Origin of the sequence: Enterococcus sp. 22-H-5-01 (assembly GCF_050310005.1) — a bacterium.
GTDB classification, from domain to species: domain Bacteria; phylum Bacillota; class Bacilli; order Lactobacillales; family Enterococcaceae; genus Enterococcus_A; species Enterococcus_A hailinensis.
This window is the reverse complement of the sequence record NZ_CP189994.1, coordinates 261,433-285,981: the sequence shown is the minus strand read 5'-3', so window position 1 is coordinate 285,981 and position 24,549 is coordinate 261,433. Positions and strand designations below refer to the sequence as shown.

Below are 24,549 nucleotides of genomic sequence, written 5' to 3'. Positions count from 1 at the left end.
AAATTTTTTACTACTAGTTGTTCAAGTGTTAATTATTGCAATTTATTTCCCGTAGTAATATAATATCCAAAGATTTTATTATTCCACGGATTTACTTAGAAGAAAATGTTTGGAGGAGCTAGAATGCGTTTAAGTAAACATGTAGAAGAAGCATTATATGTGATTTTATTATTAGCAACACAAAAAGAACATCAGCCTTTAAAGAGTAGTCGCTTAAGTGAAATATTAAATGTATCAGATTCCTCCTTGAAAAAAGTACTGCGGCGACTAGTTGTAAAAGAACTCATTATTTCGTCGGCTAGTAAAGATGGAGGATTTGAATTAAAGAAAAAGATTGAAGACATTACTTTGTTGGATATTGTTGCGGCGATCGAGAGCGAAACATTGATAACTTATGCTCCTAATAATGTCGCTGAAACGATTTTCTCTAGAAAAGATCATGCAAGAAAAAGTGAACAATATTTTGCTGATGGATTTGAACAAGCAAGTAATGCCTATGCTGCAGCATTAAAAAAAATAAGGATAGCTGAAATTTTAGAGGCCGATTCCATTCAATTCGGCACGATTGATTGGACAAAATAACTTTGAGTAGAAAGGTAGAGCGCTATGGATTTGGTAAATGATACGATTTTAATTACAGGAGGATCATCAGGAATTGGACTTGAAATGGCTAAGCAATTATTAGCTCTAGGAAATACTGTCATTGTGACGGGACGTAATGAAGAAAAAATGAACCAAGCAAAAGCAAAGTATCCCCAATTATACACTTACTCAGTTGAAGTAACCGATATTGAATCGATTCAGCAGTTGTATGTGCAAATTATCCGCGATTTTCCAGCATTGAATATTTTAATCAACAATGCGGGTATGATGAATGCCATTAAATTCCAAACGGCCAAAGCAGAAGGGATAGCAGATGAAGTTACCACTAATTTAGCAGGCCCCATTTTAATGACACAGGTCTTTTTACCGCATTTATTAAAACAAAAAGAGGCGGCTGTTTTAAATGTAACTAGCGGTATTGCTTACTTCGCATTCGATAAAGCACCGATTTATAGTGCTTCAAAATTGGGCCTACATTCTTACACCCAATCACTTCGCAAACAATTAAAAAAGACTTCTGTTAAGGTGTTTGAATTGGCTCCTCCTAGAACTTCAAAACCAATGTTTAGTGGAACTGAGGAAGATAATGCCTCCGTTGATCGGATTCCAGAAATGCCCATTGCAGAAGTAGTAAAAAAAATGATCGAAGGTATCAAAAAAAATCGAGAAACAATTGTTCCAGGAATGAGCAAATTACTAAAATTAGTAGGGAAAATTCAATTATAAATTAGTCGTTAAGTAAGGTCAGTTTAAATTTGATCTTACTTTTTTATGATTATTAGAGGCTGTATGATTTCAGTTGGATTGAAAGACTGCAAAATGAATATATCCAGATTTTAGATTCTGTTCAATTTCTGTCACGTTTTGCATCTAGTTGATTAGTTAATTTCTAAAATATCAATTGTTGAATGAATATTAAAAATCAATTGATTAAACAGCAATCCAAAAAATTTTTTAGACTCAATAATATAAATATTAACGTGTAGCTATAATTAATTTGCTATATTTAGATCGAAAAACGTTCGGAAAACCATACTATCGATAGAGGAATCAATTTTTATGGTTTAAGAATAATGTTAGTTTTTCTCAAACCATAACAAAGAATCTAAACCTCTCTCAAGATTTATCTAAAATTCTTAGATTTTAACCGTTACTTTTATTTTGCTATTTTAGCGTAAAAAAAAAAAAAAAATTATTCTTAACTTTATAAATTCGAATGAATACTAGATTTAAATTGACGTTCTATTTTTATCCATCTTCAAAAGATAAATGAATTGTCTTAATTATTCGGATGCAAAATATGTGCGTTACTTGAAATCTTTATTTGAATAAAAAAATCTGAAATAACGTTTTTTTATCTTAATATTTTTTATAAACTAGTCAACTAAAATTTCTCTTAATTTGCAAAAGAACTTTTAATAGTCTTTTTTAAGATTGCTGTTATGCAGATTTTTAACCATAAAATTCATTCATTTTCGTTTTTGTCTTCTTTTAGTTTAAAAAAATAGTGCTAAATTCTTTTGCAAATTAAAAAAATCTTTTAAAAGTCTTATGTGTTCGCTTTTATAAAAAAGAATTAATTGTATTTAAAATGTTATTTATCTACCCCCTCCTTTTATCTATTATCTTTAGAAATGTTGATTTATCAATATTTTAGAAATTTAAATTGAACTATTCATAATAAAATTAAATAATAAAACTGAGCCAATAAAAAATAAAATTTGGCGCTTTTTTAGATTATTTAATCCGATGGCTCAATAATTTTGAAACGATTTAGCTACCGTTATACGCTTAAAAATTTTAAATGAGCTTAAAATGCTCCTCTCGCGACTTTGAAAAAATAGTAATAAAAAAGCTGGGCTTGCCAGCTTAAGGGTGTGTAATGACATCCATGGGATTTGGTCCTGCTACACCTACAAAGATAAATTGTTCTGAGCCGGTATTTTTCATTCCATGATGTTCACCTGGTCTTGAAATAATCATGTCACCTTTTTCAATTACGACTTCTTCACCAAACCCCGGAAAAAAAGTTCCTGTTCCTTGAATACAAATCCAAAAATCATCTGAAGTTGTATGCGAATGATTGAACACTGATTGACCGGGTTCCAAACACCATAACGCTCCCGCAGTTTTTTCTGTTTCATATAAGAAAGTTTTCTTTCCTTCATTTGGATCGAATGTTGCTACTTTTTCTACTTTGAATAGTCGTTCTTCGATTTTCGAATTTGACATGTAAATCCTCCTTCTATCATTAAAGAAAATACCTTTTTAATATTCAGTGTGGTACACAAAATACTAAAAAGGTACTTAGCATCCTACAGGTTTGGTCTAAGCTTTTCTTTTGGCTTTATTTATATTTGAAATTAAGAATAAGATCGAACCGATCACTAGTAAGACAACTGCAATATAAAAACCCATTACTTTTGAACCAGTGGCATCAGAGATTGAACCTGTCAATGCAGGCGCAATTACTGAAGACATCATCCCAAAGAAATTGAAAACACCTAATGTTGTACCAATCCCTACTTGTGGTGCATTTTCGCCTAACCAAGAAATAATGATTGGTTCTACCGCTAATTTGCCAAGAAATCCATACATGATCAACGCAATCATTAAATAAGTAGAAGTTGATGATTGAACTGTAATAAATAGCATGGCTGCTGCCAGTAATTCTAAAATGACAATAAAACTAACTTTTCGATGCATGTATTTATCGGCCAAGCGACTAAAGAACAAGGCTCCAGGAATCGAAGCGAATGCAACAAGTGAAGAAGAAAATCCGATCGCCGCCCCTTCAAATCCACGCTCAGTTCCTAAATAATTGGGTAACCAAGTGACAGTAATATAATAAGCATAACAAGTAGCAAAATAAAGAACATAAGTAAACAGCATCGATGGTGAGAATAAGGTCTTGAGCGAAATTGATTCTTCAGCTTTCTCTTCAATAGACTCGTCCGGCTGATTATTAAAGGCAACATCATCTTTATTGTTTCGAATGATCAAACTAAATGCAAAGAGCATAATCACAGTCATAACCATTGAGATATACATCATGATCTGCCAAGGTAATCCTAATTGAACGACTAAGTAACTAGATAAAATCATTCCTAACCCCGAACCAATTGCGGAACCGCTGTTTACAATCGCTGTAGAAAAACTTTTCTTTTCTGCTGGAATATTTTGTGAAGTCAGTGAATAGGCTGAACCATAAAATGATCCACAGCCAACACCGGCGATAAAGCTCCCTACATAAATCATTGTAATCGTTGAAGCTTGCGAAATGATCAATGCTGCAATAGCAAAAAAGATAAATCCGGGGATCAAAACTTTTTTCTTACCAATCATATCGACTAAAAAACCAGCAGGAATTTGCATGATCACATACCCTAAAAAGTAAAAACTGGCAATCGATCCTAACGCTGTATCTGAAACATTCCCCCCTAATGATGCATTGATCTGTTGATAGACCGGTGACAATGCTGAGCGATAGATCCAAATTGAAACCCAGCCTGAGCATAGTAAGATAATAATTTTTTGCCAATACTCCATACCGGTTCGATGTTTATTCATTTCCATCGTTTTTCCTCCATGTAATAAATAATTTATATTTCTTTAGAGACACTTTTTCATTTGGCCCATAATTTTAGACTGAATACAGCTCTAAGGCAGCTTTTACAGCTTCCCCTTTATTAATTTTTGCACCATAATAGATCAAAGCTGCTTCCAAAGCACCCAACACTTGGAGTACATTTTCTCTTCGACTGCTATACCCCATGTTGCCAATCCGCCACACTTTTCCTTTTAAATCACCAAATGAAGAGGCGATTTCAATTCCAAAAACATTCAATAGCATTTTTCGAATGTCTTCACCGTCTTGTGCGTCTTCAGGAATTAGAATAGGTGTTACTGTCGGCATTTTTGTATCCATATCACCATAAAAGTCTAAGCCCATAGCTTTGATTCCAGCAATGATCGCTCGGTCATTCAATTCATGTCTAGCCCAAACATTTTCGATTCCTTCATTGATCATAGTGCGCAACCCTTCATGTAACGCATAAATCATTGTTGTAGCTTCGGTATGATGGTTGATTCGTTCAGAATTCCAATAACGCTGCAATTGACTCAAATCCAAATAATTACTACTGATATGATTTTGGTTACGAACATCTTTACTTAAACCTAATTCTTTTTGGTATCGGCTCGTCAATATTTTTTCAACCCGTTCATTGTAGGTCACTAACGACATCCCTGAAGGCACACTGACACATTTTTGTGTCCCTGCGATCGCAATATCAACCTTCCAATCATCGACGTAAATAGGAACACCGCCATATGTAGCCACCATGTCTACCACGAAGAAGATATCCTTTTCTCTGCAGGCGGCACCGATCTTATCTAACCCTTGCATCTGACCATTTGCTGTCTCACCATGAACCATAGCAACAATTTTAGGTTGAAACTCCTCAATGGCTTGAATGATTTCGCTCTGTTCAAACGGGGCTGACCAATCTTTTTCTAAATATTTAACCTCAGCTTGAGCACGCTCACTGATTTCACCTAGTAAATAAGCGAATCGACCATATACAGGAATCAATACTTTGTCTCCCGGTTCAATCAGACCAATCAAGGCAGCCTCTAAGCCCGAACGAGAAGTCCCGTCGATAGCAAAAGCTTGTTCATTTTTTGTTCCAAATGGGACTTTAATCATTTCTTTTACTTCATCCATGATGGTTAAAAAAGCCGGATCGAATTGCCCTAAGATTCTTGAACTCATGGCCCGCAAAACATTTGGGTGTGCTTCTACTGGACCTGGAGTCATGATCGTACGATTTGGTATAGTTAATTCTGAAAACATAAGCATTCTCCTTTTAATCATTTTTTCTGGTTCAATTTGTATTATTTGCATAAAATATTCGAAAAACTATTATCTATAGCTAGACATTTCTTGTATCTTTTCTTAGTCTCTTCTATACTTGATTCAGGAGGTGTTTATGAAAACATTAGTTGATTTATTAGAATTGCCGCGTTTTTCAGATTTAGTTTTACTAACAGATAAAACGACAGCCAATTTAGAAGTTGATAGTATCGAAATTACAGAGACACCTGATATTTCATTATATATTCCTGAAAAAACATTCCTATTAACAACGGCTATGATCTACCAAGAGCATCAAACGGATCTATTTGCCTTGATCGATTCGCTGCAAGAAAAAAAGGCAGCCGGACTGGGGATCAAAGTTGGGCGTTTTATTGATTCGATTTCCCCTGAAGTGATCGCCTATGCAAATAAAGTTGATTTCCCAATCGTACAAGTTCCCTTATCTATCCCTTTAGGAAGTCTGCTGCATCAAATGTTGAATTTCTTATGGGATAAAAAGACGGAACAATTGAATTATGCGCTCGATATTCAGCAACGTTTTTCAAATATGTTGGTCAATGATGTCAGTATTGCTCGCTTTATTGCTGATTTTGGTCGGTTGATCAATACACCAGTTATTTTAATGGACCCCTATAAACGAGTATTTACAGCTTCGAAGCACTTTTCAAAAACAACAAAACCTGCGGAATACTATGTCGATCAGTTGGCATTGACTGACCCTTTGTTTACAACTAAAAAAGAAGATTCTGTTTTGATCAAAGACTTAGATCAAAAAGCCTTTCTTGTTTCGTATTTTTCAATCGAAGCGAATCATTACTTTCCTCACTATTTGATAATTTTGAATCCAGAAAAAATTCCTTACCCGATCTCGAACTTTGCTTTGGAACAAGCCGCGCTAGTTCTTTCGTTCATGTTATATAAGAATCAAAAAATTCAAGAATCTTACGATGTTTTGAAAACAGATTTTTTGACTCGGATGATCGAAATCCAACAGACGCCAAATCAAGTTCCTCGTGATTGGATCGACTCTGGAACTATTTATGGCTTAGTCAAAGCTCGGCATTACCGGATCATTTATGCTGCTTGCGAACAAACGAATAAAACGAATCCTCGAATCAAATACGATGAAGAAGTCAGTCAATTAGGCTTCAACTGGTTAAGTGATAAGTTAGCCCACCATATAAAAGATGTTGTATTGTTTAAGGTCAAGGATACCGATCATTACGCGATTCTGATTCAGCATAAACAAGATAATTTGGAACCGATTTTGACAAATGTAGCTGCAGATTTTGCTGAACGTGTGACGATTAATTTACAGTTTGGCCTTGGAAATATTTATGATTCGATCGATGATCTAGCTAAGTCATTTATCGAAGCCAAGACAGCTTTTGAAGAGATGCAGTTATTGACAAATGTGCCTCAAATTTATCAGTATCATCAAAAAGGGCTCCGTAGTTTGTTCGAAAAAATGGACGATTCGAACATTACTTATTTCTGTGAAACGACATTGAAAGATTTAGCCTATCCCAAAGAGCCTTCATTGATCGAGCTTCGCAAGACGCTGAAATATTTTTTGGATTATCAGTGTGAAATTGCTCGTACATCAAAAGCTTTATTTGTCCATCGAAATACGATTAAATATCGGATTGATCAGTGTAATACACTATTAGGACGAAATGTTCATGACCCAAGTGTGAGTTTAGACTTGCGATTGGCTTTAGAATTATCTGAGGACGCTAATTTGTAACCGTTTTTAATATTAGAGGGGATCGCAGGCTTAGCCTACGATCCTTGTTCCTGCAGTTCCTGCTAATGCTTTATCTGCTTCTTCTAACGAACAAATAATTGCCGTTTTTCCTTGCTCAGCAAAATTGATTGCAGCTTCGATCTTTGGTCCCATGCTTCCTTCAGCAAAGTGACCAGCATCGAAATATTCCTGTGCTTTTTTGGGTGTGATCGTTTCTAATTTTTCTTGGTTTGCTTTGCCGTAATTAATATAGACATTGCTGACATCTGTCAACATCATGAAAACATCCGCATCAACTTGTTCAGATAGCTTTTTACCTGTCCGATCTTTATCGATCACTGCTTCAATACCTTTTAAATATCCTTGATCATCACGGGTTACAGGAATCCCGCCACCGCCGCCGGCAACTACGATTGTGTTTTGATTTAATAAATTAACGATCGAATTAACGCCATGGATAGTCAATGGTCTTGGTGAAGGAACGACTCGACGGTACCCACGACCAGCATCTTCCATCATGGACCATTTTCTTTTTCTCACCATTTCATCTGCTTCTTCTTTAGAGTAAAAGACACCAATTGGTTTACTAGGTTTTTCAAAGGCTTCATCTTCGGCAGAAACTTCCACTTGTGTCAGCATCGTGACTACACCACTAGTCAGCCCTTCTTCTTCAATCTTATTTTTGATTGTTTGTTCCATTAAATAGCCGATAAATCCTTGTGATTCTGCATTACATACGTCCATTGGAAACGGTGGAACAATCTCTTTTGCTTCTTCATTTTGGCGCAAAATGTTTCCCACTTGTGGGCCGTTTCCATGAGTAACAACAATCTGATAATCTAATTTTTCTATTTTTGCGATCATTTTTGCACTGGTTTTGATATTTTCTAACTGTGCTTCAACCGTTTCTTCTTGCCCTGGTTTTAAAATTGCATTACCTCCAAGAGCAACTACCACTCGATTAGCCATCTTTTTCCTCCTTAACAGTTACAAACCCTAACTATTGTTTTCATTTTAAATCCTTACTTTTTCATGAGTAAAATTTTTGATAGATCTAGTAAATCCGGCTAAAAAATCAGCACCAGAAGTATGTCCCGTGTTTAAAATTTCTTGTATGTTATTTTGAACATTAGACGGTTCATCATTGATTAATGCACTTATTAACGCTATAATACTGCGGTTAAAGCGTTGGTCTAAGCTGCATAAAAGATAATGTAAACTAACATCGGTTGTTAAATCATTGACGGTCATCAATTTAGTACCTAAATAAGATTCCATTACTTGGTCTCGGTTCTTATTGATAAATCGTGCTGCTAGATGACCCACGATCATATCGTCACCTGAAGGAGTCAGCCCCGGACCACGGCCAATTAAAAATTGGAGTGCTTGTCGTTGTTTAATGAGTTGGCTTGAGCATAAGTGATCGATCGCGATCAAAAAAGGATCACCGCTAACTGATACAGAGGATAATGATTCATGATATCCCGTCTTTTTTTCAACTTTTTCCAAACTAGTCAGCAGTAAAGAGACTGAATTTGAATCCAGCAATTTTGTTGTTTCGATCAGTCTCGTTTGATATTGCTGACCAGTTAATTCTAATATGTTGAATCCAAAACGTAATGAATGTCTATCCATCCAAACTAAGTCATTGATCTTTATTTCAGAAGTCAATCGTTTGAAGCTGTGCTGATCAACATAGATTCCGTTAGGTACTACATTTTTTTGTTCAATGGAAACAACTACTAACTTTTTTTTAGTTTCAGCTTGAAGATTGAAACTATTTTTAAAGATGCTATGGATATACCAACGGCTTTTAGCAAATGAATAATCATAAATATCACGATCTAAATACATTGCATCTATCCTCATTTTGTACACTCCTCAATGATGCGTCGGACTTTTTTACGCTTCAAAACCTAATTTCTTAGCATAAGCCAATACGGCTTTTTCAAAACAATCCATTGGCGGATGAACAGTTCCCGCACCGATTTGTCCTAATCCAGCTTTTTTATTAGCGATTCCCGTATTGATAACCGGTAAAATCCCCGTTTCTACCACTTTTCGCGCATCGATTCCCAGACAAGTTCCTTTGAAATCCCATGTTGGTACAGAAAAATTTGGATTATGATCAATACAAATCTCGGTCATTTCATTACTCGTATTTAATGCATCATAAAAACCACCGGAGCCGACAAAACGTGTGACAGCTGGAGCTGCAATCATTGCCATCCCGCCAACACCAAAGGTCTCGGTAATTGCACTATCACCCATATCAGGTGAAGCATCCGCTTCACTAAAACCAGAAAAATATAAGCCTGCAGGTGTATTTACAGGACCAGTAAACCATTCATCTCCCATACCGGCGATGCGAATACCAAATTCATGTCCATTACGACACATAGCGGTGACGATCGTTCCTTCCTCGATCGTTCGTGCGCCATCTAATATGGCTTTAGCTGATGCCATCATGATATTCAAGAAAAATTGATCGGTATCTGCTAAGAATTGAATGACTTCTTGTTTTTGGTCCTCAAATCCTTCTAATGCCACAATCACAGGCGCCATTTCTTTTAGGAAAGCTAACGAGGCAGCGATATTGCGTTGGTGAAATTCATCTCCCATAGCAATCGCTTTCGCAACTAATACATTAACATTCAAGCCATTCTCCATTGATTGTAAAGCGGCACTTAAGACTGGACCTAAAGTATTTTTCATCCAGTGCAACCGATCGATAACCTCTTGGGAATACGCCCCAAATCTTAAAACAGCTCCAATTCCTTCATTCATTGTACAGAAAGCGCGATTTCCATCTGTTTTATTTTCAACAACTAAAACAGCCATATTGGCAGATGTGATACCGCCCATTGGTCCAACGGCGTCCACATGATGACAAGGAATCAGTGTAACTTCTCCAGCTTCTAACTGTTGGCGAACTTCTTCTTCTGTATCGCCCCAGCCTTCAAATAAAGCGGCACCTACACAAGCACCTTGAATAGGATCAATCATTTGGTCATAGCGGATCGGTGGTCCGGCGTGTAATAAAACTTTTCCGTTATTCAATTCTTTAATCACTGATTTTGCTGGAACTACATCTAGTAAAAAAGGAGATCCTGCAACGATTTTTGCTGCTACAGCCTCATTGGCTTCATCAATTGTTTGATACACTTTTTCTCCTCCTAAGATAATTTTATTTTATTTAAGAACTGTAAGGCTTTTTGCAAGGTAACATTTCCACCCGCAACCGGCTGCCAATCAAATTGAATGACTTTGCCATCGTGACTAGTGATTGCTTCGGAAAAACTGCGAATACCAATATTGATAAAGGCCGAATTAGTTAACATAGCGGTCATATCTTTACTCGGTGTAAGCGGCGTATGTTCGCTCGTTTTTTCAGGCAAAATATCTCTAGCTTTCATCTGAAGTGGGTGACCTAACATAACTAAAGCCAACTTCACTGCTTGAGCATTGCTATTACACAAGAAAACACCTGCTTCTGTTAGAATTTGTTTTTGTTCTTCAATATTTTGAGGATCTTCTTCTGTTCCAACGATAGTTGCGATAACTGCTAGTTCTCGTTGGTGTTGTTGGGCTTTATTTTTTATCTCTTTGATTGTAGGAGCCAATTCTTTCGCCATATTTTGATGTGAACCATAGCCTAAAACGATATCTAACAAAACGACTGCTGTGGATGGATCGTCAGCTACTTTGGCCAACATTTCTTTACGGATCGTCGGATCAATCATCGGATGTGGTTTTCCTTGAGTATAGATATCATCCCCTAGATCAATAATTTCATAGGGACCTGTTTTTAAAATAAAGCCAGCTGTTGCTTTTTGATTTGTGGTTAAATCTAAGCCATTTCTAACTAGCATGGCCGCCTCATAAGCTAGCGTCCCACCAGAATAAAAACCTTTGATCCCAGTCTGGCCAGTTGAAAAAGTAAGTCCAGGATTTTTGGGTACTTCTTCTTTTAATTCAACTGATTGACCGTTCAATAATTGAACAGCGATCTCTGCAGCTTCTTCTAATGTATATGCGCGGTACAGATTTTTTTCGTGATCAGTCGGCTCTTCACCTAGAAAAATCGTTACTGCTGGTTTTGATAAGCCTCTTAATAGGTCTAGCACTTCATCTCTAACCTTAGGTGCTGGCGGTTTAGAAATCACAACGATCACTTTTGTATCTGGGTCATTTTCTAGTGTGGCAATACTATCTTTTAACGTGATTCCGGCGACTTCAGCTTTTAAATCACGTCCGCCTGTTCCGATAGCATTCGTTACGCCACCTCCTAATTTATGGATCAAGGTCGTTACTTCTTGGATACCCGTTCCAGAAGCACCAACCACACCGATTTTGCCTTTTCTAATTGCGTTGGTAAATGCAACCGGGATGCCATTAATAATCCCCGTCCCACAATCTGGACCCATTAAAAGCAGACCTTTTTCATGAGCTATTTTTTTCAAACGAACTTCATCTTCTAAAGCAATGTTATCGCTAAAGCAAAAAACATGTTTTCCTTCATTTAATGCATGTTCAATTTCAGGAGCAGCATAACTACCTGGGATCGAAAAGACAGCAACCTGAGCATCCTTTCCAATAGCCAATGCCTTATCCCAGGTTTTGACCGTTTCTGTCCCTTGATCATTATTGCCGGCGCTTTGTTCTTTCAAAAATTCATCAACTGTGGTTAGTACATTTTGGATTAATGTTTCATCATTATCTGCGATATCTAAAACAATCGCCATATCATTTGAAGAAGCAGCGGCTAATTCCGGTGTATCCAATCCACCCGTTTTAAAAATATCTTTATTTGCGGGAGTTCCCATCATAACGGAGGCTTTTTTTACACCCTGAATCGTATTTAATTGATTCGTTAATAGCATTAAAACTATCGAATCTTGATAACTATTTTTTTGGATGATCGTGTGTAACACATGATTCCCTACTCTCTATGATTTAGTTGCAAAACTTCCTGTACCGCCATATTGATCAAAATGAACCGTTTCACTTTTTAAATAGTCAAAAACAGCTTTAGCGATCGGGATCCCTTCTTTCATATAGCGATCATAATTAATTTGATTTATTTCGCCAGGATAATAAACTTGGTTAAAACCTTCCGCTGACTTCGTTGCGTGGAGTTCTCCGATCATTGTTTCGATACTATGTTTAAAACTCACTAAATCGGTGAACCGCTGCGGATCAATCAAAATAAATAATTGACCCAAGTTTCTCTTTTCGGTTAGATCGGCATACATAGATGACACATGTTTTCCAAAAGGCAAGCCTAATAACATACCTGAAAGTACATCGACCATCATCATTAAGCCAAAACCTTTAGGTCCAGCCATTGGGAGCAGACCTTGAACATCATGAGGATTCGTCGTTGGTTTGCCATCAGCATCGACAGCCCAGTTATTTGGAATCGATTGATCTTTTGAACGAGCATCTAGAATTTTCCCCCACGCCTGAACAGTCGTCGCCATATCAAAAACAACCGGTGCACCTTGTTCTCGAGGAGCAGCAAAGGCAATTGGATTCGTTCCAAAATAATTTTCTGATCCGCCAAAAGGAACGACCATTGGATCGGATTGACACATTGAAATTGCGATTAAGTTTTTTTCAGCGGCTCGTTTGACATAATAAGATAACGCTCCACAATGACTCAAACGTTTGATCCCTACAACAGCGGCTCCAGATTCTTCTGCTTGATGGATCGCATATTCTAACCCTTGCAATGCAACGTAATGTCCCACACCATTATCGCCATGGACGATTCCGGTACTAGGACCCGTTTTTTCAAATGTAATATCCGGATCAAGCGTGATTCCGCCTTTAGCGATTCGTTCTGCGTAATAATCGACACGAACAGCTCCATGAGAATGAATACCGCTTGCATCAGCAAAGACTAAATGTTCCGCAACAGTATCTGCTTGGTCAGCTTTTAAGCCAGCTTTAATCAATTTGGCTTGAATCAATTCATGTAATTTTTTTGGTTGTACTGTGACTGTTTCTTCCATAATTAAACGACTCCCTTTTTTTAGATTTCAGGGTCACGATTACAATCTTTTGAATAAACATATTTCAATGGTTCTTTACGCCCAACGGCATAAGCTGCTTGATGAACATAGGAGCTCATAAAGATATAGTCCCCTTTTTCGACTGGCAGCCATTCATTATCTAAGTTGTACATGCCCTTTTCCTGAAAGTAAATATGCGCCATGCTCTTGATAGTGAGTCTCGATATACCCATGACTTGCACCTGGCTCAAATGATAAGATATGAAAATTCATATCAAAGCCTAAATCTTTTGGTAAGAAATCCCAAAGCAAGACATCTTCCATACCTTCATAATGGATGGGTTCGATATCTGAATTATTTCCAACTACTTTATGTGCTTGATAGCCTTCTAAAGGTTGATAACGTTTTTTGTATAGGAAAAATTCTGTATCTTCAGTTTGTCCATTCGCTAAATACATTTTTTCTCCTGCCGGCAAATACACATAGCCACCAGAAGTAACGGTATGGCTTTCATGACTATCCTTAACGGTCAAAATACCATCGATTACATAAACCAATGTTTCAATTCCTTCTCCGCCAAATCCACGGTCATTTTTTCCATTTTCATGGAACGTCATGATGTAATCAACAAAACTTGCGCCTAATTTGGGTGATCCCAAGATCGAGCAATCGCAATTTTCAAAACCAGGGATAACATTATTGACTAAACCATCGTGTAGTAAAACAGCATAATTATCTTTTTTAATGATAGCTCGCGATGATAATAGGCCTTCAATGTAGCCTGTATTTTTATTTTTATACCCCATTCTTTTCTCCTCTTTCTCTACTAGTTACTCTTGATAAGCCAATTGATAAAGTGCTTGTGCTAATACTTCAACACCATTGACAAGATCATCTAAATTTGTTGCTTCCGCTGGGTTATGACTTATTCCATTAATACTTGGAACAAAAATCATAGCCGTTGGATAATACGGTGCAATAATTTGGGAATCGTGTCCCGCACCGCTATGCATGACTTTATATTTTTTATTTTCTGTTTTTGCTGCTTTTTCGACTACATCTACGATTGTTTGATCCATTGGAATTGGTTTTTCATCCATCCATAAATCTGTTTCGAGTGTTAGCCCTAATTTATCAGCCACTTCGTGCATATACGTTTCAGCTTCTTTTGAGAAACGATCTAACGCTTCTGCATCTGTGTGGCGACAATCCATCGTAAAGGTAACTTCCCCCGGCACTACATTGACAGTATTGGGTTTTGGTTCAACTTTTCCAAAAGTCACGACTAATGGATCACCTTCTTCTAACGCTTTATCGATCACGCCCGAACAAATTTTAGAAAATCCATAGACTGCATCATGGCGATACCCCATAGGTGTTGTCCCAGCATGATTAGCTTGTCCTTTTAATACAAAGGTATAACGCTTTTGACCAACAATATTATTGACCACACCGATTTGTAATTTTTCATTTTCTAAAACAGTTCCTTGTTCAATATGAATTTCAACAAAAGCTTTGATGTCTTTTCGATGTGAGTGATTTTTGGGTTCGAAATCAAAACCTTGGCGATGCATTTCATCAACGAATTTATTTCCCTCAGAATCTTCAATAGCTTTTACTTGATCATCTGAAGCTTCTCCGACAAAATTTTTACTGCCCCAAAAAGCAAAAGGGAAGCGGCTTCCTTCTTCTTCAGCCATAGAGATCGTTTCTAATGAACGTAACGGTTTACCATGGTTTTCTAATAAATACTGCACGGCTAGATAAGCAGCTACTACGCCAAATTGGCCATCTAAGGTGCCGCCATTCACCACAGTATCGATGTGTGAACCGGATAAAATCGTCTCGTCAGGATACTTCGTCCCATCAATGTGACCATATAAATTTCCGACTGCATCGAATTTAGTTTTTAATCCAATCGTTTGCAATTTTTTTTCAACAAATTTTTGTGCTTCTAACCATGAATCTGTATAAAGCAACCGCGTCATACCGCCTGACGGATCACTACCTATTTTTGATAATGCTTGTATATTTTCATCTACGCGTTTCTTCAAAGTCATTTTGTGGTCCTCCTTTATTTGTTACATTTAGTATAACTAAGATATACAGCGCCTTCATTGGTTAATAAAAACAAATTATATAGTTTTTTTGTTCAATTATTACAAACCTATTCTTTTTCAATTTTCTATAATAAGTAAAAAAAGGAGTATTCTAATGACACCTAAAAAATTTATTTATACTACTTATCAAGATTTACCGCTCAATCTTTCCTTTTATCCCAAAAAGAAACCCACTTCAGCTGATCAAACAATCCTCTATATCCATGGTGGTGGTTTTATTTTTGGTGAGCGAGATGATTTAGTCCCAAAATATCTTGAAGAATTATTGAATTCAGGATTTAATATCCTCACGCTCGACTATCCATTAGCACCAGAAAGCCCATTAATTGATATTATTGAGTGTTTAAATCAAGCGGTAGAATGGTTTCTGACAAATTATCATGAACAATTAGCTCTTTCAGACGCGGATTTTTTCCTATTTGGTCGTTCGGCCGGCGGCTATTTAGCGACATTGTTGACTACGTATCAATACCAACAGCAAATAGGATTGATTCGCTTTTATGGTTATCATGATCTTTCCATGACGGAATTCCGCATGCCAAATCGCTTTTATAATCGGCTACCGAAAGTTGCACCTATAAATGCTCAATTACTGATTAAAAACACCCCACAAATAGCCAGTGCACTGACTGATCGTTTTCCTATTTATCTTTCAGCCCGACAGTATGGGAACTGGTTGACTTATCTTGGTCCCGTGGCTAATTTGATGACGACTGTTGATCAATCATTGAAACAATTTCCTTCGACATTTATTGTTCACTGCTCAAAGGACCCCGACATTCCAGTCCAAGCTTCCCGTGATTTTGATTCGTCGCTTGCAGACAGTGTGTATTTTGAATTAAATCGGGAAGAACATGATTTTGATCGAACAGAAAATATTTTGGCTGACCGTATTTATCAAAATTTGATTGATTGGTTGCAAGAGAAAATAAAATGAACACAAAAAAATTGTTTCGTTTTTACTATTTTAGTAGAAATGAAACAATTTTTTTTATTTATTTTACTGAACTCATTTTTATAGCTAAGATTGCTTTTTCTTTTTTAGCATAATGACTACTGATGAAATAAAATAAAAGTGCACTAAAAATCATAATAAAAATCGATACATAAAATCCGGCCTCTTTTGAACCAGATACATCCGAAATCATCCCAGTGACCGTCGGTGCAAAAATCGAGGCACTCAAACCAAAAAAATTAGCTATTCCCAATGTCGTACCCAAAATTTTGGGATCTGCTTGTTCACTAATATAAGAAATCAGAATCGGTTCAACGGCTAACTTTCCCAGTAAGCCATATAATATCAGTGAAATGAGTAATAATGTCGCGTTAGTAGCTAAAACTGTTATCAATAGCATCATAGCTGCTCCTAGCTCTAGGACTAAAATAAGCGCAGCTTTTTTTTCACGATGTTTATCTGCGATTCGGCTGAAAATCAACGCACCAGGAATGGCTGCAAATGCAACCAAGGCTGAAGAAAATCCGATAGCAATTCCTTGAAAGCCTCGTTCTTCTTGTAAAAATGCTGGCAACCAAGTAACGACCATATAATAACCGTAACACGTTCCAAAATAGATTAAATAGCACATGAGCATCCTAAGTGACAATAAGCTGATCTTTTTGTGTTCGATAGTCGGATTTTGGACGGAACTATTTGAATCCAGTATTTTGATCGACTTTTGCTTGGATGACCTCAATCCAAAAATAAAGACTAACAACGTCCCAGCAATTAAGAATAAACATAGGTACATCATGGATTGCCACGGTAAACCTATTTTTTTAACTAATAAGCTGGATAGAATCATTCCCATGCCCATTCCTACAGCAGCACCATTATTAATAAATGCTGTAGCAACACTTCTTTTTTCTTCGGGAATATTTTCTGAAGTAATCGAATACGCCGCACCATAATAGCACCCACAGCCTAGACCGGCAAATACACTGGCAGCGTAGATTATTTGTAAGCTAGGAGTCTGAGAAATAACTAAAGCAGCAATTCCAAACAATAGAAAACCTGGTATTAAGATTATTTTTTTCCCAAAACGATCCACCAATACGCCGGCAGGAATCTGCATAAAGGTTGAACCGGCAAAATAAAAGCTAGCAATCATTCCCATTTGAGTATCACTATGATTACCGACAGTTCCTTGGATTTCACTGAATAGTGGGGGCAGTGCCGAACGATAAATCCAAATCGTTACCCATCCCATGCATAACATCACGACAACTCTCATCCAATAGGTATCTTTCTTTGAGGGCTTACTTTTTGACTCCATCTATAGAATGTCTCCTTTATAAAAATTTGACTTAATTACCCGTTAATTGTAATCGCTTTCTCGGCGCTGTACATTATGGAAAATAACTAATTAAATTTTGAGACTTGAGCAGAGTAACTAAACTACATTTATCTTACGTTCTCGTTTGCACGATCAAATCAAGAATCATTCTTTATAAAAATAAAATTGGAAGATTTGATAAATATTGTTTTAAAATTGGACATGGTACAATCATTTTAAAGGAGTGATCACATGAGTATCTTGATACTTTTAGGTGTCGTATTATTTTTAATTGGTATGTTTATTTTTCTATTCGGTAAAAAATTTTTTCTATTAAGAGCATTTTTTGGAGATAGAAGTATGTTTTCTCAAATCTTTTGGGGCATAGTAATCGTTATTATTGGTTTACTATTTATGTACTTAGGAGGAGCTTTCAAATAGATCTGCTTTTCTTCGCTACAATTGTGAAACTAGGATTCTCTCCAAAATACACTTCTTCAAGTTAAGAGACTTTTTATTTAGTCCAAAATAGCATGAAGGATTTTAAACCAAATGAAAGCCTCTGATATTTGCATATCAGAGGCCTTTTTTGTCAGCTATCATTACTTGTACTGATGATTATCGCAGAACCTCACCAGAATTACTATTCATATAGGCAATGATTTCACTTTCGGAGAATTGATTCTCGTCTCCAAAAACGGTATGTTCCAGGGCCGAAGCAGCTGTCGCAAACTCAACGATTTGTTGTGGCTCTTGATTGGTTAGAATTCCATGGAGAATTCCTCCGGCAAATGCATCACCGCCACCGATACGGTCAACGATCGGATCCATTTGGTGGACACGCGATTCTACGTATTTGCCATTGGACCAAAAAGTGCCAACTAAATCATTATGGCTAGCAGAGTAGACGGTTCGAATCGTGGAATACAAAACTTTTATATTGGGATATAATTGCTGGATTTGTTCATTATAATAAATAATTTCATTACCACTGCCAGTAAAGGCAGGAATTGCTAATAAATATTGAGCATCTAATTTTCCGGCAGAACAGATATCGACTAATGGCAAGACTTCTTTTAAAAAAGCTGTGCATCCATTAGCCCCCCATAATTTTTGGCGATAATTAATATCCAAACTGATCATACAGCCAGCTTTTTTAGCAGCTTTGATCAATTCTAGTGTCATCGACCGCCAATTATCTGATAATGCCGGGGTAATACCCGAAATATGAAAGATGGTGACATCTTTAAGTAATTGATCAATTTCCCATTCCAATTCGGTCATCTCGGCAAAACTTGAACCTTTACGATCGTAAATCACTTGTGACGCTCGAGCGCCGCTGCCCATCTCTAAATAATACGTTCCTAAGCGGTCACCGCCAGCTAACATAAATTGCGTATCGACACTTGAACGTTTTAAGTGTTCGATTGCAGCTGTACCTAGATGATTAGCTGGTACTTTACTTGCGAATGATACTTGATGGCCATAATTGGCTAGTGAAATAGCGACGTTGGCTTCTCCTCCACCGTAGTGAGCCATAAATGAATGTGCACGTGTCACTCTCGTCCCGACAGTTGTCGAAAGACGCAACATGATTTCTCCTAAAGTAACTATTTTAGCCATCTAATCATCCCTTTATCTCTGCAAATTTTTCCATATATTGACGTGCAGCGTGTGTCACTGCGGCAAAATCTCCTGTTTCCGCCGGAGCTAATAAATTCCCGCCGACACCAACAGCCGTTACCCCTGCATCAAACCATTCTTGCATATTTTCCAAACAAACCCCACCAGTTGGCATAATATTTAAATGTGGCAACGGTGCCTTGAAGGCTTTGACGATCGATGGTCCAAATGCTGTTCCTGGGAATAACTTGATGATATCACTTCCCGCTTTTAAGGCTTCTTTCATTTCAGTAATTGTCATACAGCCAGGTAAATATGGAATTTGATACAAATTACATATTTGTGCAGTTTCCAAATCAAAAGACGGGCTAACGATGTATTCAGCCCCAGCCATGATAGCGATTCTTGCTGTGATAGCATCTAAAACAGTTCCTGCACCAATCACGACGTCTTCATGATCAGCATAAATTTCGACTAATTCCGCAATCACTTCTTCTGCTCTTGGAACCGTAAAAGTCAATTCGATCCCTTTCATCCCGCCAGCGACGAGAGCCTCAGTAGCTTTAATGGCTTCCGTTTTATTTTTCCCGCGTACCACCGCAATCACACCAGCGGCTTCTAATTTATTCAAAATAGTATTTTTTTTCATAATTAATCCCTTTCTCCCTAACAAGAAGTACCAAGAGTATTCTTTATTCTACAAATTTTATAATGTGACCCCATTTTTAAAAATGGCAATTTCTCTGAAATTATTTTCTTCATTTCGGGTTTCTTCTCCGCTAGCAACGGCTATTATCTTATCAATAAAATCCGTTAGAACGTGTTCCTTTTCTTCCTGTAATAATCTTCCGGCATTAAAATCCATCCAATGAGGTTTGGCATGAAAAATCTCATTATTGGTTGCGACTTTCATAGTCGGGACATACGATCCAAAAGGCGTCCCTCTTCCGGTTGTAAATAAGACCAATTGACAATCAGCTGAAGCCAAATTGCTCGCAGCAACTAAATCATTTCCTGGACCTTCCAACAAACTCAACCCTGTTTTTCTTAACTTTTCTCCATATTTTAAGACATCAACTACAGGAGCTGTCCCCGCTTTTTGTGTACAGCCAAGTGATTTGTCCTCTAACGTTGTGATACCGCCATCTTTATTTCCTGGAGAAGGATTCTCATAAATGGGTTCGCCATAATTCGTAAAGTAATGCTTGAAGTCATTGATCAAATCAACAATATTTTCAAATACTTCTTGATTTTCAGCTCGAGCCATCAATAGTTGTTCTGCCCCAAACATTTCGGGAACTTCTGTTAGTACTGTACTACCACCTTGAGAGATCAAGAAATCAGAAAACATACCTAATAATGGATTCGCAGTAATACCTGAAAAGCCATCTGATCCTCCACATTTCAAGCCTATTTTTAATTCAGACAAAGGAATCTCTTCACGGTGATCATTTTTAGCTGCTTGATAAATCTCTTCTAATAAGTTGGCACCTGTATGAATTTCATCTTCTACTTTTTGAGCCACTAAAAATTTCACACGCTCAGGGTCCACTTCTCCTAACAATTCACGAAACCCATCAACGGTGTTATTTTCACAACCTAAACCAAACACTAAAACCCCACCTGCATTTGGATGTTTGACTGCATCTGCTAAAATCTTACGTGTATTTTCGTGATCGTTTCCCAATTGTGAACAACCATACGGATGTTTTAAAATAGTAATATTGTCGAAAGGAGCAATCGTTGGGTGATTGTTCTTGAACAGCTCAACAATTCGCTCAGCAATGCCATTAACACAACCAACAGTTGGAACGATGAATAGATCATTTCTGATTCCAACTTTTCCATTCTTTCTTCGATAGCCTTGGAATGTTCTGGCTACTTTGGGATATGTAATCGTTCGTAATTCTGGCTCATAACTATATTCCAATTCATCATTTAAATTTGTTTTTACATTATGTGTATGTAGCCATTCTCCCGGTTTTACATCTGTGGTGACATGACCGATTGGCGCACCATATTTAATAACGTCGTCGTCTTTCTTTAAATCGCTCAATGCAATTTTATGTCCTTGCGGAATATCATTTAATACTGTTAAATATAATTCGCCTTCACTAATAATTGTGCCTTTTTTTATTGGATGAAGTGCTACAACAACATTGTCACAGGGATTCAACTCCATGATATCTTTTATTGCACCTTTTTTTTCCATCACACTGTTCATCGTTTATCCCTCCAAAATGTAAATAAATGTTCACGTTAACATATGTAAGAATACTCATCGAGTATTCTTACATCGTTAAGTTATTAATCTTCTTTTTGACTTTCACCAATAATCCCATGTTCCCAACGTCCGTTAGAAAGGTCTTCTGCGATTTGACGATATTTGTCATCTGATAATCCATATAAGAAGAAGATAATGATCGCAACCATAACTAATGCGATTGCTGGATATAGCGTCATGGCGCTCTTTATTCCTAATAATGTACTAGCTGATTGATGTTCATTGGCAATATAGCCAGTTAATCCTAAAATTCCTGCTGAAATAATCGCCGCTAGTGATTGGGCTAATTTTCTTGAAAAATTGAATGCAGCATACGTGATTCCTTCTTTTCTGATACCTGTATGCCATTCTCCATAGTCGATAACATCTGATACAAAGGCCCAAGTGATACCATTTGGGATCGCCAATGCTACATAACCAATTGTGACTAAAAGAATAAATGTGACGATGTTCGTCGGTAAAATGAAGTTCAGACCGTTTGCGACTGCCCCAATAATAAATGAAACGATTGCTGTTTGTTTTTTACCGAAACGTTTTACCAAAGTTGGGATCAAAAGAATCGCAACTACTGATGCGCCCATCATGATACCGTTAACAATCGGTTGTAATGCTAAATTTCCTAAATTGTATTGGCAGAAATAAACCATCATTGTATTGTTTGTATTCATAGCAGAAATAGTAAATAAAGTTAATAAGATCATTGCACCTAAAGGTTTATTTGTGAAAATTACTTTAGCATATTCTTTAAAGCCTTCTCGTTTCGTATCCGACGCTTGACGATTTACTTTAACATGTTCCCGTGTTCCTAAATAACAAACAACAAATCCTAAGATACCGGCTAAAGCCATTACTAATGCAGCAATCGTATAACCGTGAGCACTTGGCTTTCCGCCATGATTTGTAAACATCATCATGATCGGGATAAATGCGACTCCAGTTACTAATTGCGCTCCTAAAGAACCTGCTTGTCTTGTCGTTGCTAATTCAGCCCGGTCTTCAACATTTCTAGTCATAACAGAAGCAAGTGATCCATAAGGAACATTGGTAAAACTATAGACAACACCCCAAGCCATATAGGTTAATAGCGCATAAAGGATTTTTCCTTTCATCGAGATGTTCGGCATAGTAAAAGTTATTACAGTCAATACGGCTAAAACACATGCAGAAACCATCATAACTGGACGGAATTTTCCACGATGACTGATTTTTTTACGACCATCGATAAATGAACCTGCTAAAGGATCCATAAAAGCATCAAAAATCTTAGTAGCTGCAAAGATAGTTCCTACGATTCCAGGTGCGATCATAGCTACGTCAGTGAAAAATTTAGTTAAATATGCTTGTCCTAAGTCAAACATAAATCCATTTCCGAAATCACCAAAACCATAAGCAATTTTCTCTTTCCAAGATAATCTGCCACTACTTACTTTCGTTACTGGAGCTCCCGATTTTGGGATTCTAGTATTATTTCCTACATTTGTTTCCATCTTCTTTCCTCCTTGATTTAAAGCGAACGTTTTCACCTAATTAAAATTTGAAACGAGACAAATAGTTAGCATATCCACCTGTCTCGTTAAAGACAATTATTTTAAAAATCCAAAATATTCATCGGCATTATTGAAGCTGATATCTTGAACCATTTTTCCTAAGCGTTCTTCATCGTTAGGAATTTGACCTCGTTCAACCATTTCTCCAAGCAATTCACAAAGTACGCGACGGAAATATTCGTGACGAGGATAACTTAAGAAACTGCGGGAATCAGTCAACATTCCAATAAAATTACCTAATAAACTTTGTTCCATCAGCATCTGTAATTGGTTGCGCATACCTGTTCGAGTATCATTGAACCACCATGCAGTTCCAAATTGGATTTTTTGTTTCATTCCTCCCTGGAAACAGGCCATAACTGTCAATAACTGCATCCAATCATTTTGATTCAACGAATAGATGATTGTTTTTGGTAGCTCACCTTCTTTGTAGCCAGCTTCTAATAATCTACCTAAAGAAACAGCCACCGCTTCATCATTGATTGCATCATAACCAGTATCTGGTCCCATCATATCGAAAGTTGTTGCATTTAAATTCCGAAGCGCATGCATATGATATTGCATGGTCCACTCGTGGTCCGCATAAACTTTGATCAGTGCTACTAATAATGCTGAGCGATATTGTGCGACCTCTTTTGAATTCAATGTCTCTTTTTGAAGCGCCTTAACTAAGATTTCATCTAATTCTTCAATTGTTGCTTCTTGATAATCTACAGAGTCTAAGGCATGATCACAAATAGTACAGCCATATTTTTCAAAATATTCCACTCGTTTTTCTAACGCACTTACGACATCTTTAAAATGTTCTATTTTAACACCGCTGACTTCACTTAGACGATCCATATAATCAGAAAACTCATTTTTATGGATGTTCAATGCTTTGTCGGGTCTAAAACCAGGGATGACTTTAAAACCATTTTCTTTTTCCTGTGCTTTTAACAGTTCATGATAATGTAAATCATCAATTGGATCATCGGTCGTCGATAAAGCTTTTACCTTCATATTTCGAATCAAACTTTTTCTTGAGAAAGCAGACGCTGCTAATTTTTGATTGGCCTGTTCCCAAATCTCTGGCGCTGTTTCGGTTGTTAAAACAGTCTCAATATCGAAGAAACGTCTCAACTCAAGATGACACCATTCAAAAATTGGATTACCATAAGCTTTTTCTAAGACGCCAGCAAAAGCTAGAAATTTTTCGTAAGGATCACCATTTCCGGTGATCAATTCTTCTGGTACACCATTAGCTCGCATTAATCGCCACTTATAATGATCACCGAAATTATTTCCTTCTGTTAACCAAGCTTCCGTGATGTTATTGAAGTTTTTGTCTTCATAAATTTCTTTTGGATTCAAGTGACAATGGTAGTCGATAATTGGCATTTCTTTTGCGTAGTCATTAAAAAGTTTTTTTGCAACATCCGTAGTTAATAAAAAATCTTGGTCTAAAAACATAGT

Annotated in this window: 20 protein-coding genes and 1 pseudogene; 5 read left to right on the top strand and 16 right to left on the bottom strand. The window is 36.9% G+C overall.

Annotated elements, in window-relative coordinates:
* Positions 1-123 precede the first annotated feature (123 nt).
* Positions 124-582, top strand: a complete 459-nt coding sequence (locus ACQKTA_RS12375; protein ID WP_427814602.1) for an RrF2 family transcriptional regulator — start codon at positions 124-126, stop codon at positions 580-582.
* Positions 583-606: 24 nt separating this feature from the next.
* On the top strand, positions 607-1,329 hold the full coding sequence (locus ACQKTA_RS12370) for an SDR family oxidoreductase (RefSeq protein WP_427814601.1): 723 nt from the start codon (positions 607-609) through the stop codon (positions 1,327-1,329).
* Between the two features lie 1,143 nt (positions 1,330-2,472).
* On the opposite strand, the gene ACQKTA_RS12365 is transcribed toward ACQKTA_RS12370, so the two are convergent.
* The 3 genes from ACQKTA_RS12365 to ACQKTA_RS12355 all read right to left on the bottom strand — a co-directional run bounded on the left by ACQKTA_RS12365 (position 2,473) and on the right by ACQKTA_RS12355 (position 5,458).
* Positions 2,473-2,835 carry a cupin domain-containing protein gene (locus ACQKTA_RS12365; protein ID WP_407855229.1) on the bottom strand — a complete coding sequence of 121 codons (363 nt, stop codon included), beginning with the start codon at positions 2,833-2,835 and terminating at the stop codon, positions 2,473-2,475.
* A 96-nt stretch (positions 2,836-2,931) separates the two neighbouring features.
* A complete protein-coding gene (locus ACQKTA_RS12360) occupies positions 2,932-4,179 on the bottom strand; it encodes an MFS transporter (protein ID WP_427814600.1) in 1,248 nt (415 codons plus the stop codon).
* Between the two features lie 67 nt (positions 4,180-4,246).
* Complete coding sequence (locus ACQKTA_RS12355; RefSeq protein WP_427814599.1) at positions 4,247-5,458, bottom strand: pyridoxal-phosphate-dependent aminotransferase family protein; 1,212 nt, start codon at positions 5,456-5,458, stop codon at positions 4,247-4,249.
* Positions 5,459-5,594: 136 nt separating this feature from the next.
* Between ACQKTA_RS12355 and ACQKTA_RS12350 the strand changes: the two genes are divergently transcribed.
* Positions 5,595-7,229, top strand: a complete 1,635-nt coding sequence (locus tag ACQKTA_RS12350) for a PucR family transcriptional regulator (protein WP_427814598.1) — start codon at positions 5,595-5,597, stop codon at positions 7,227-7,229.
* A gap of 30 nt (positions 7,230-7,259) precedes the next feature.
* Here the strand turns inward: ACQKTA_RS12350 and arcC are convergent, their stop codons facing one another.
* From arcC to allC, 7 genes and pseudogenes are all read right to left on the bottom strand, one after another.
* Complete coding sequence (arcC, locus tag ACQKTA_RS12345; protein ID WP_427814597.1) at positions 7,260-8,198, bottom strand: carbamate kinase; 939 nt, start codon at positions 8,196-8,198, stop codon at positions 7,260-7,262.
* Positions 8,199-8,243: 45 nt separating this feature from the next.
* On the bottom strand, positions 8,244-9,098 hold the full coding sequence (locus ACQKTA_RS12340; RefSeq protein WP_427814596.1) for a DUF2877 domain-containing protein: 855 nt from the start codon (positions 9,096-9,098) through the stop codon (positions 8,244-8,246).
* A gap of 33 nt (positions 9,099-9,131) precedes the next feature.
* Complete coding sequence (locus ACQKTA_RS12335) at positions 9,132-10,394, bottom strand: DUF1116 domain-containing protein (RefSeq protein ID WP_427814595.1); 1,263 nt, start codon at positions 10,392-10,394, stop codon at positions 9,132-9,134.
* 11 nt (positions 10,395-10,405) lie between these two features.
* The gene (gene fdrA / locus ACQKTA_RS12330; RefSeq protein ID WP_427814594.1) at positions 10,406-12,163 is read right to left on the bottom strand and encodes an acyl-CoA synthetase FdrA; all 1,758 of its coding nucleotides are present in this window, start codon (positions 12,161-12,163) and stop codon (positions 10,406-10,408) included.
* 15 nt (positions 12,164-12,178) lie between these two features.
* Positions 12,179-13,246 (bottom strand): ureidoglycolate dehydrogenase, encoded by a 1,068-nt coding sequence (gene allD, locus ACQKTA_RS12325; RefSeq protein ID WP_427814593.1) that lies wholly within the window; start codon positions 13,244-13,246, stop codon positions 12,179-12,181.
* A 20-nt stretch (positions 13,247-13,266) separates the two neighbouring features.
* Positions 13,267-14,053, bottom strand: a pseudogene (allE, locus tag ACQKTA_RS12320) ((S)-ureidoglycine aminohydrolase).
* A gap of 24 nt (positions 14,054-14,077) precedes the next feature.
* Complete coding sequence (gene allC, locus ACQKTA_RS12315) at positions 14,078-15,307, bottom strand: allantoate deiminase (RefSeq protein ID WP_407855237.1); 1,230 nt, start codon at positions 15,305-15,307, stop codon at positions 14,078-14,080.
* A gap of 154 nt (positions 15,308-15,461) precedes the next feature.
* On the opposite strand from allC, the gene ACQKTA_RS12310 reads away from it, so the two are divergent.
* Complete coding sequence (locus ACQKTA_RS12310) at positions 15,462-16,304, top strand: alpha/beta hydrolase (RefSeq protein ID WP_427814592.1); 843 nt, start codon at positions 15,462-15,464, stop codon at positions 16,302-16,304.
* Positions 16,305-16,362: 58 nt separating this feature from the next.
* Here the strand turns inward: ACQKTA_RS12310 and ACQKTA_RS12305 are convergent, their stop codons facing one another.
* On the bottom strand, positions 16,363-17,640 hold the full coding sequence (locus ACQKTA_RS12305; protein WP_427814591.1) for an MFS transporter: 1,278 nt from the start codon (positions 17,638-17,640) through the stop codon (positions 16,363-16,365).
* Between the two features lie 252 nt (positions 17,641-17,892).
* Between ACQKTA_RS12305 and ACQKTA_RS12300 the strand changes: the two genes are divergently transcribed.
* Positions 17,893-18,081: a hypothetical protein gene (locus ACQKTA_RS12300; RefSeq protein ID WP_407855241.1), complete on the top strand. Its 189-nt coding sequence runs from the start codon at positions 17,893-17,895 to the stop codon at positions 18,079-18,081.
* Between the two features lie 177 nt (positions 18,082-18,258).
* On the opposite strand, the gene ACQKTA_RS12295 is transcribed toward ACQKTA_RS12300, so the two are convergent.
* The 5 genes from ACQKTA_RS12295 to uxaC form a co-directional block, all read right to left on the bottom strand.
* Positions 18,259-19,263, bottom strand: a complete 1,005-nt coding sequence (locus tag ACQKTA_RS12295) for a PfkB family carbohydrate kinase (protein WP_427814590.1) — start codon at positions 19,261-19,263, stop codon at positions 18,259-18,261.
* 4 nt (positions 19,264-19,267) lie between these two features.
* A complete protein-coding gene (locus ACQKTA_RS12290; protein WP_427814589.1) occupies positions 19,268-19,912 on the bottom strand; it encodes a bifunctional 4-hydroxy-2-oxoglutarate aldolase/2-dehydro-3-deoxy-phosphogluconate aldolase in 645 nt (214 codons plus the stop codon).
* Positions 19,913-19,969: 57 nt separating this feature from the next.
* Complete coding sequence (locus ACQKTA_RS12285) at positions 19,970-21,475, bottom strand: UxaA family hydrolase (protein WP_407856908.1); 1,506 nt, start codon at positions 21,473-21,475, stop codon at positions 19,970-19,972.
* Positions 21,476-21,570: 95 nt separating this feature from the next.
* Positions 21,571-23,034: a glycoside-pentoside-hexuronide (GPH):cation symporter gene (locus ACQKTA_RS12280; RefSeq protein WP_427814588.1), complete on the bottom strand. Its 1,464-nt coding sequence runs from the start codon at positions 23,032-23,034 to the stop codon at positions 21,571-21,573.
* Positions 23,035-23,130: 96 nt separating this feature from the next.
* Positions 23,131-24,546: a glucuronate isomerase gene (gene uxaC, locus ACQKTA_RS12275; RefSeq protein ID WP_427814587.1), complete on the bottom strand. Its 1,416-nt coding sequence runs from the start codon at positions 24,544-24,546 to the stop codon at positions 23,131-23,133.
* Between the last annotated feature and the right edge of the window lie 3 nt (positions 24,547-24,549).

Excerpts from the sequence above, each read along its gene's own strand:
- ACQKTA_RS12375 (WP_427814602.1), top strand. The coding sequence starts at position 124 with ATGCGTTTAAGTAAACATGTAGAAGAAGCATTATATGTGATTTTATTA.
- ACQKTA_RS12370 (WP_427814601.1), top strand. The coding sequence starts at position 607 with ATGGATTTGGTAAATGATACGATTTTAATTACAGGAGGATCATCAGGA.
- ACQKTA_RS12365 (WP_407855229.1), bottom strand. The coding sequence starts at position 2,835 with ATGTCAAATTCGAAAATCGAAGAACGACTATTCAAAGTAGAAAAAGTA.
- ACQKTA_RS12360 (WP_427814600.1), bottom strand. The coding sequence starts at position 4,179 with ATGGAAATGAATAAACATCGAACCGGTATGGAGTATTGGCAAAAAATT.
- ACQKTA_RS12355 (WP_427814599.1), bottom strand. The coding sequence starts at position 5,458 with ATGTTTTCAGAATTAACTATACCAAATCGTACGATCATGACTCCAGGT.
- ACQKTA_RS12350 (WP_427814598.1), top strand. The coding sequence starts at position 5,595 with ATGAAAACATTAGTTGATTTATTAGAATTGCCGCGTTTTTCAGATTTA.
- arcC (WP_427814597.1), bottom strand. The coding sequence starts at position 8,198 with ATGGCTAATCGAGTGGTAGTTGCTCTTGGAGGTAATGCAATTTTAAAA.
- ACQKTA_RS12340 (WP_427814596.1), bottom strand. The coding sequence starts at position 9,098 with ATGAGGATAGATGCAATGTATTTAGATCGTGATATTTATGATTATTCA.
- allD (WP_427814593.1), bottom strand. The coding sequence starts at position 13,246 with ATGGAAGAAACAGTCACAGTACAACCAAAAAAATTACATGAATTGATT.
- allC (WP_407855237.1), bottom strand. The coding sequence starts at position 15,307 with ATGACTTTGAAGAAACGCGTAGATGAAAATATACAAGCATTATCAAAA.
- ACQKTA_RS12310 (WP_427814592.1), top strand. The coding sequence starts at position 15,462 with ATGACACCTAAAAAATTTATTTATACTACTTATCAAGATTTACCGCTC.
- ACQKTA_RS12305 (WP_427814591.1), bottom strand. The coding sequence starts at position 17,640 with ATGGAGTCAAAAAGTAAGCCCTCAAAGAAAGATACCTATTGGATGAGA.
- ACQKTA_RS12300 (WP_407855241.1), top strand. The coding sequence starts at position 17,893 with ATGAGTATCTTGATACTTTTAGGTGTCGTATTATTTTTAATTGGTATG.
- ACQKTA_RS12295 (WP_427814590.1), bottom strand. The coding sequence starts at position 19,263 with ATGGCTAAAATAGTTACTTTAGGAGAAATCATGTTGCGTCTTTCGACA.
- ACQKTA_RS12290 (WP_427814589.1), bottom strand. The coding sequence starts at position 19,912 with ATGAAAAAAAATACTATTTTGAATAAATTAGAAGCCGCTGGTGTGATT.
- ACQKTA_RS12285 (WP_407856908.1), bottom strand. The coding sequence starts at position 21,475 with ATGGAAAAAAAAGGTGCAATAAAAGATATCATGGAGTTGAATCCCTGT.
- ACQKTA_RS12280 (WP_427814588.1), bottom strand. The coding sequence starts at position 23,034 with ATGGAAACAAATGTAGGAAATAATACTAGAATCCCAAAATCGGGAGCT.
- uxaC (WP_427814587.1), bottom strand. The coding sequence starts at position 24,546 with ATGTTTTTAGACCAAGATTTTTTATTAACTACGGATGTTGCAAAAAAA.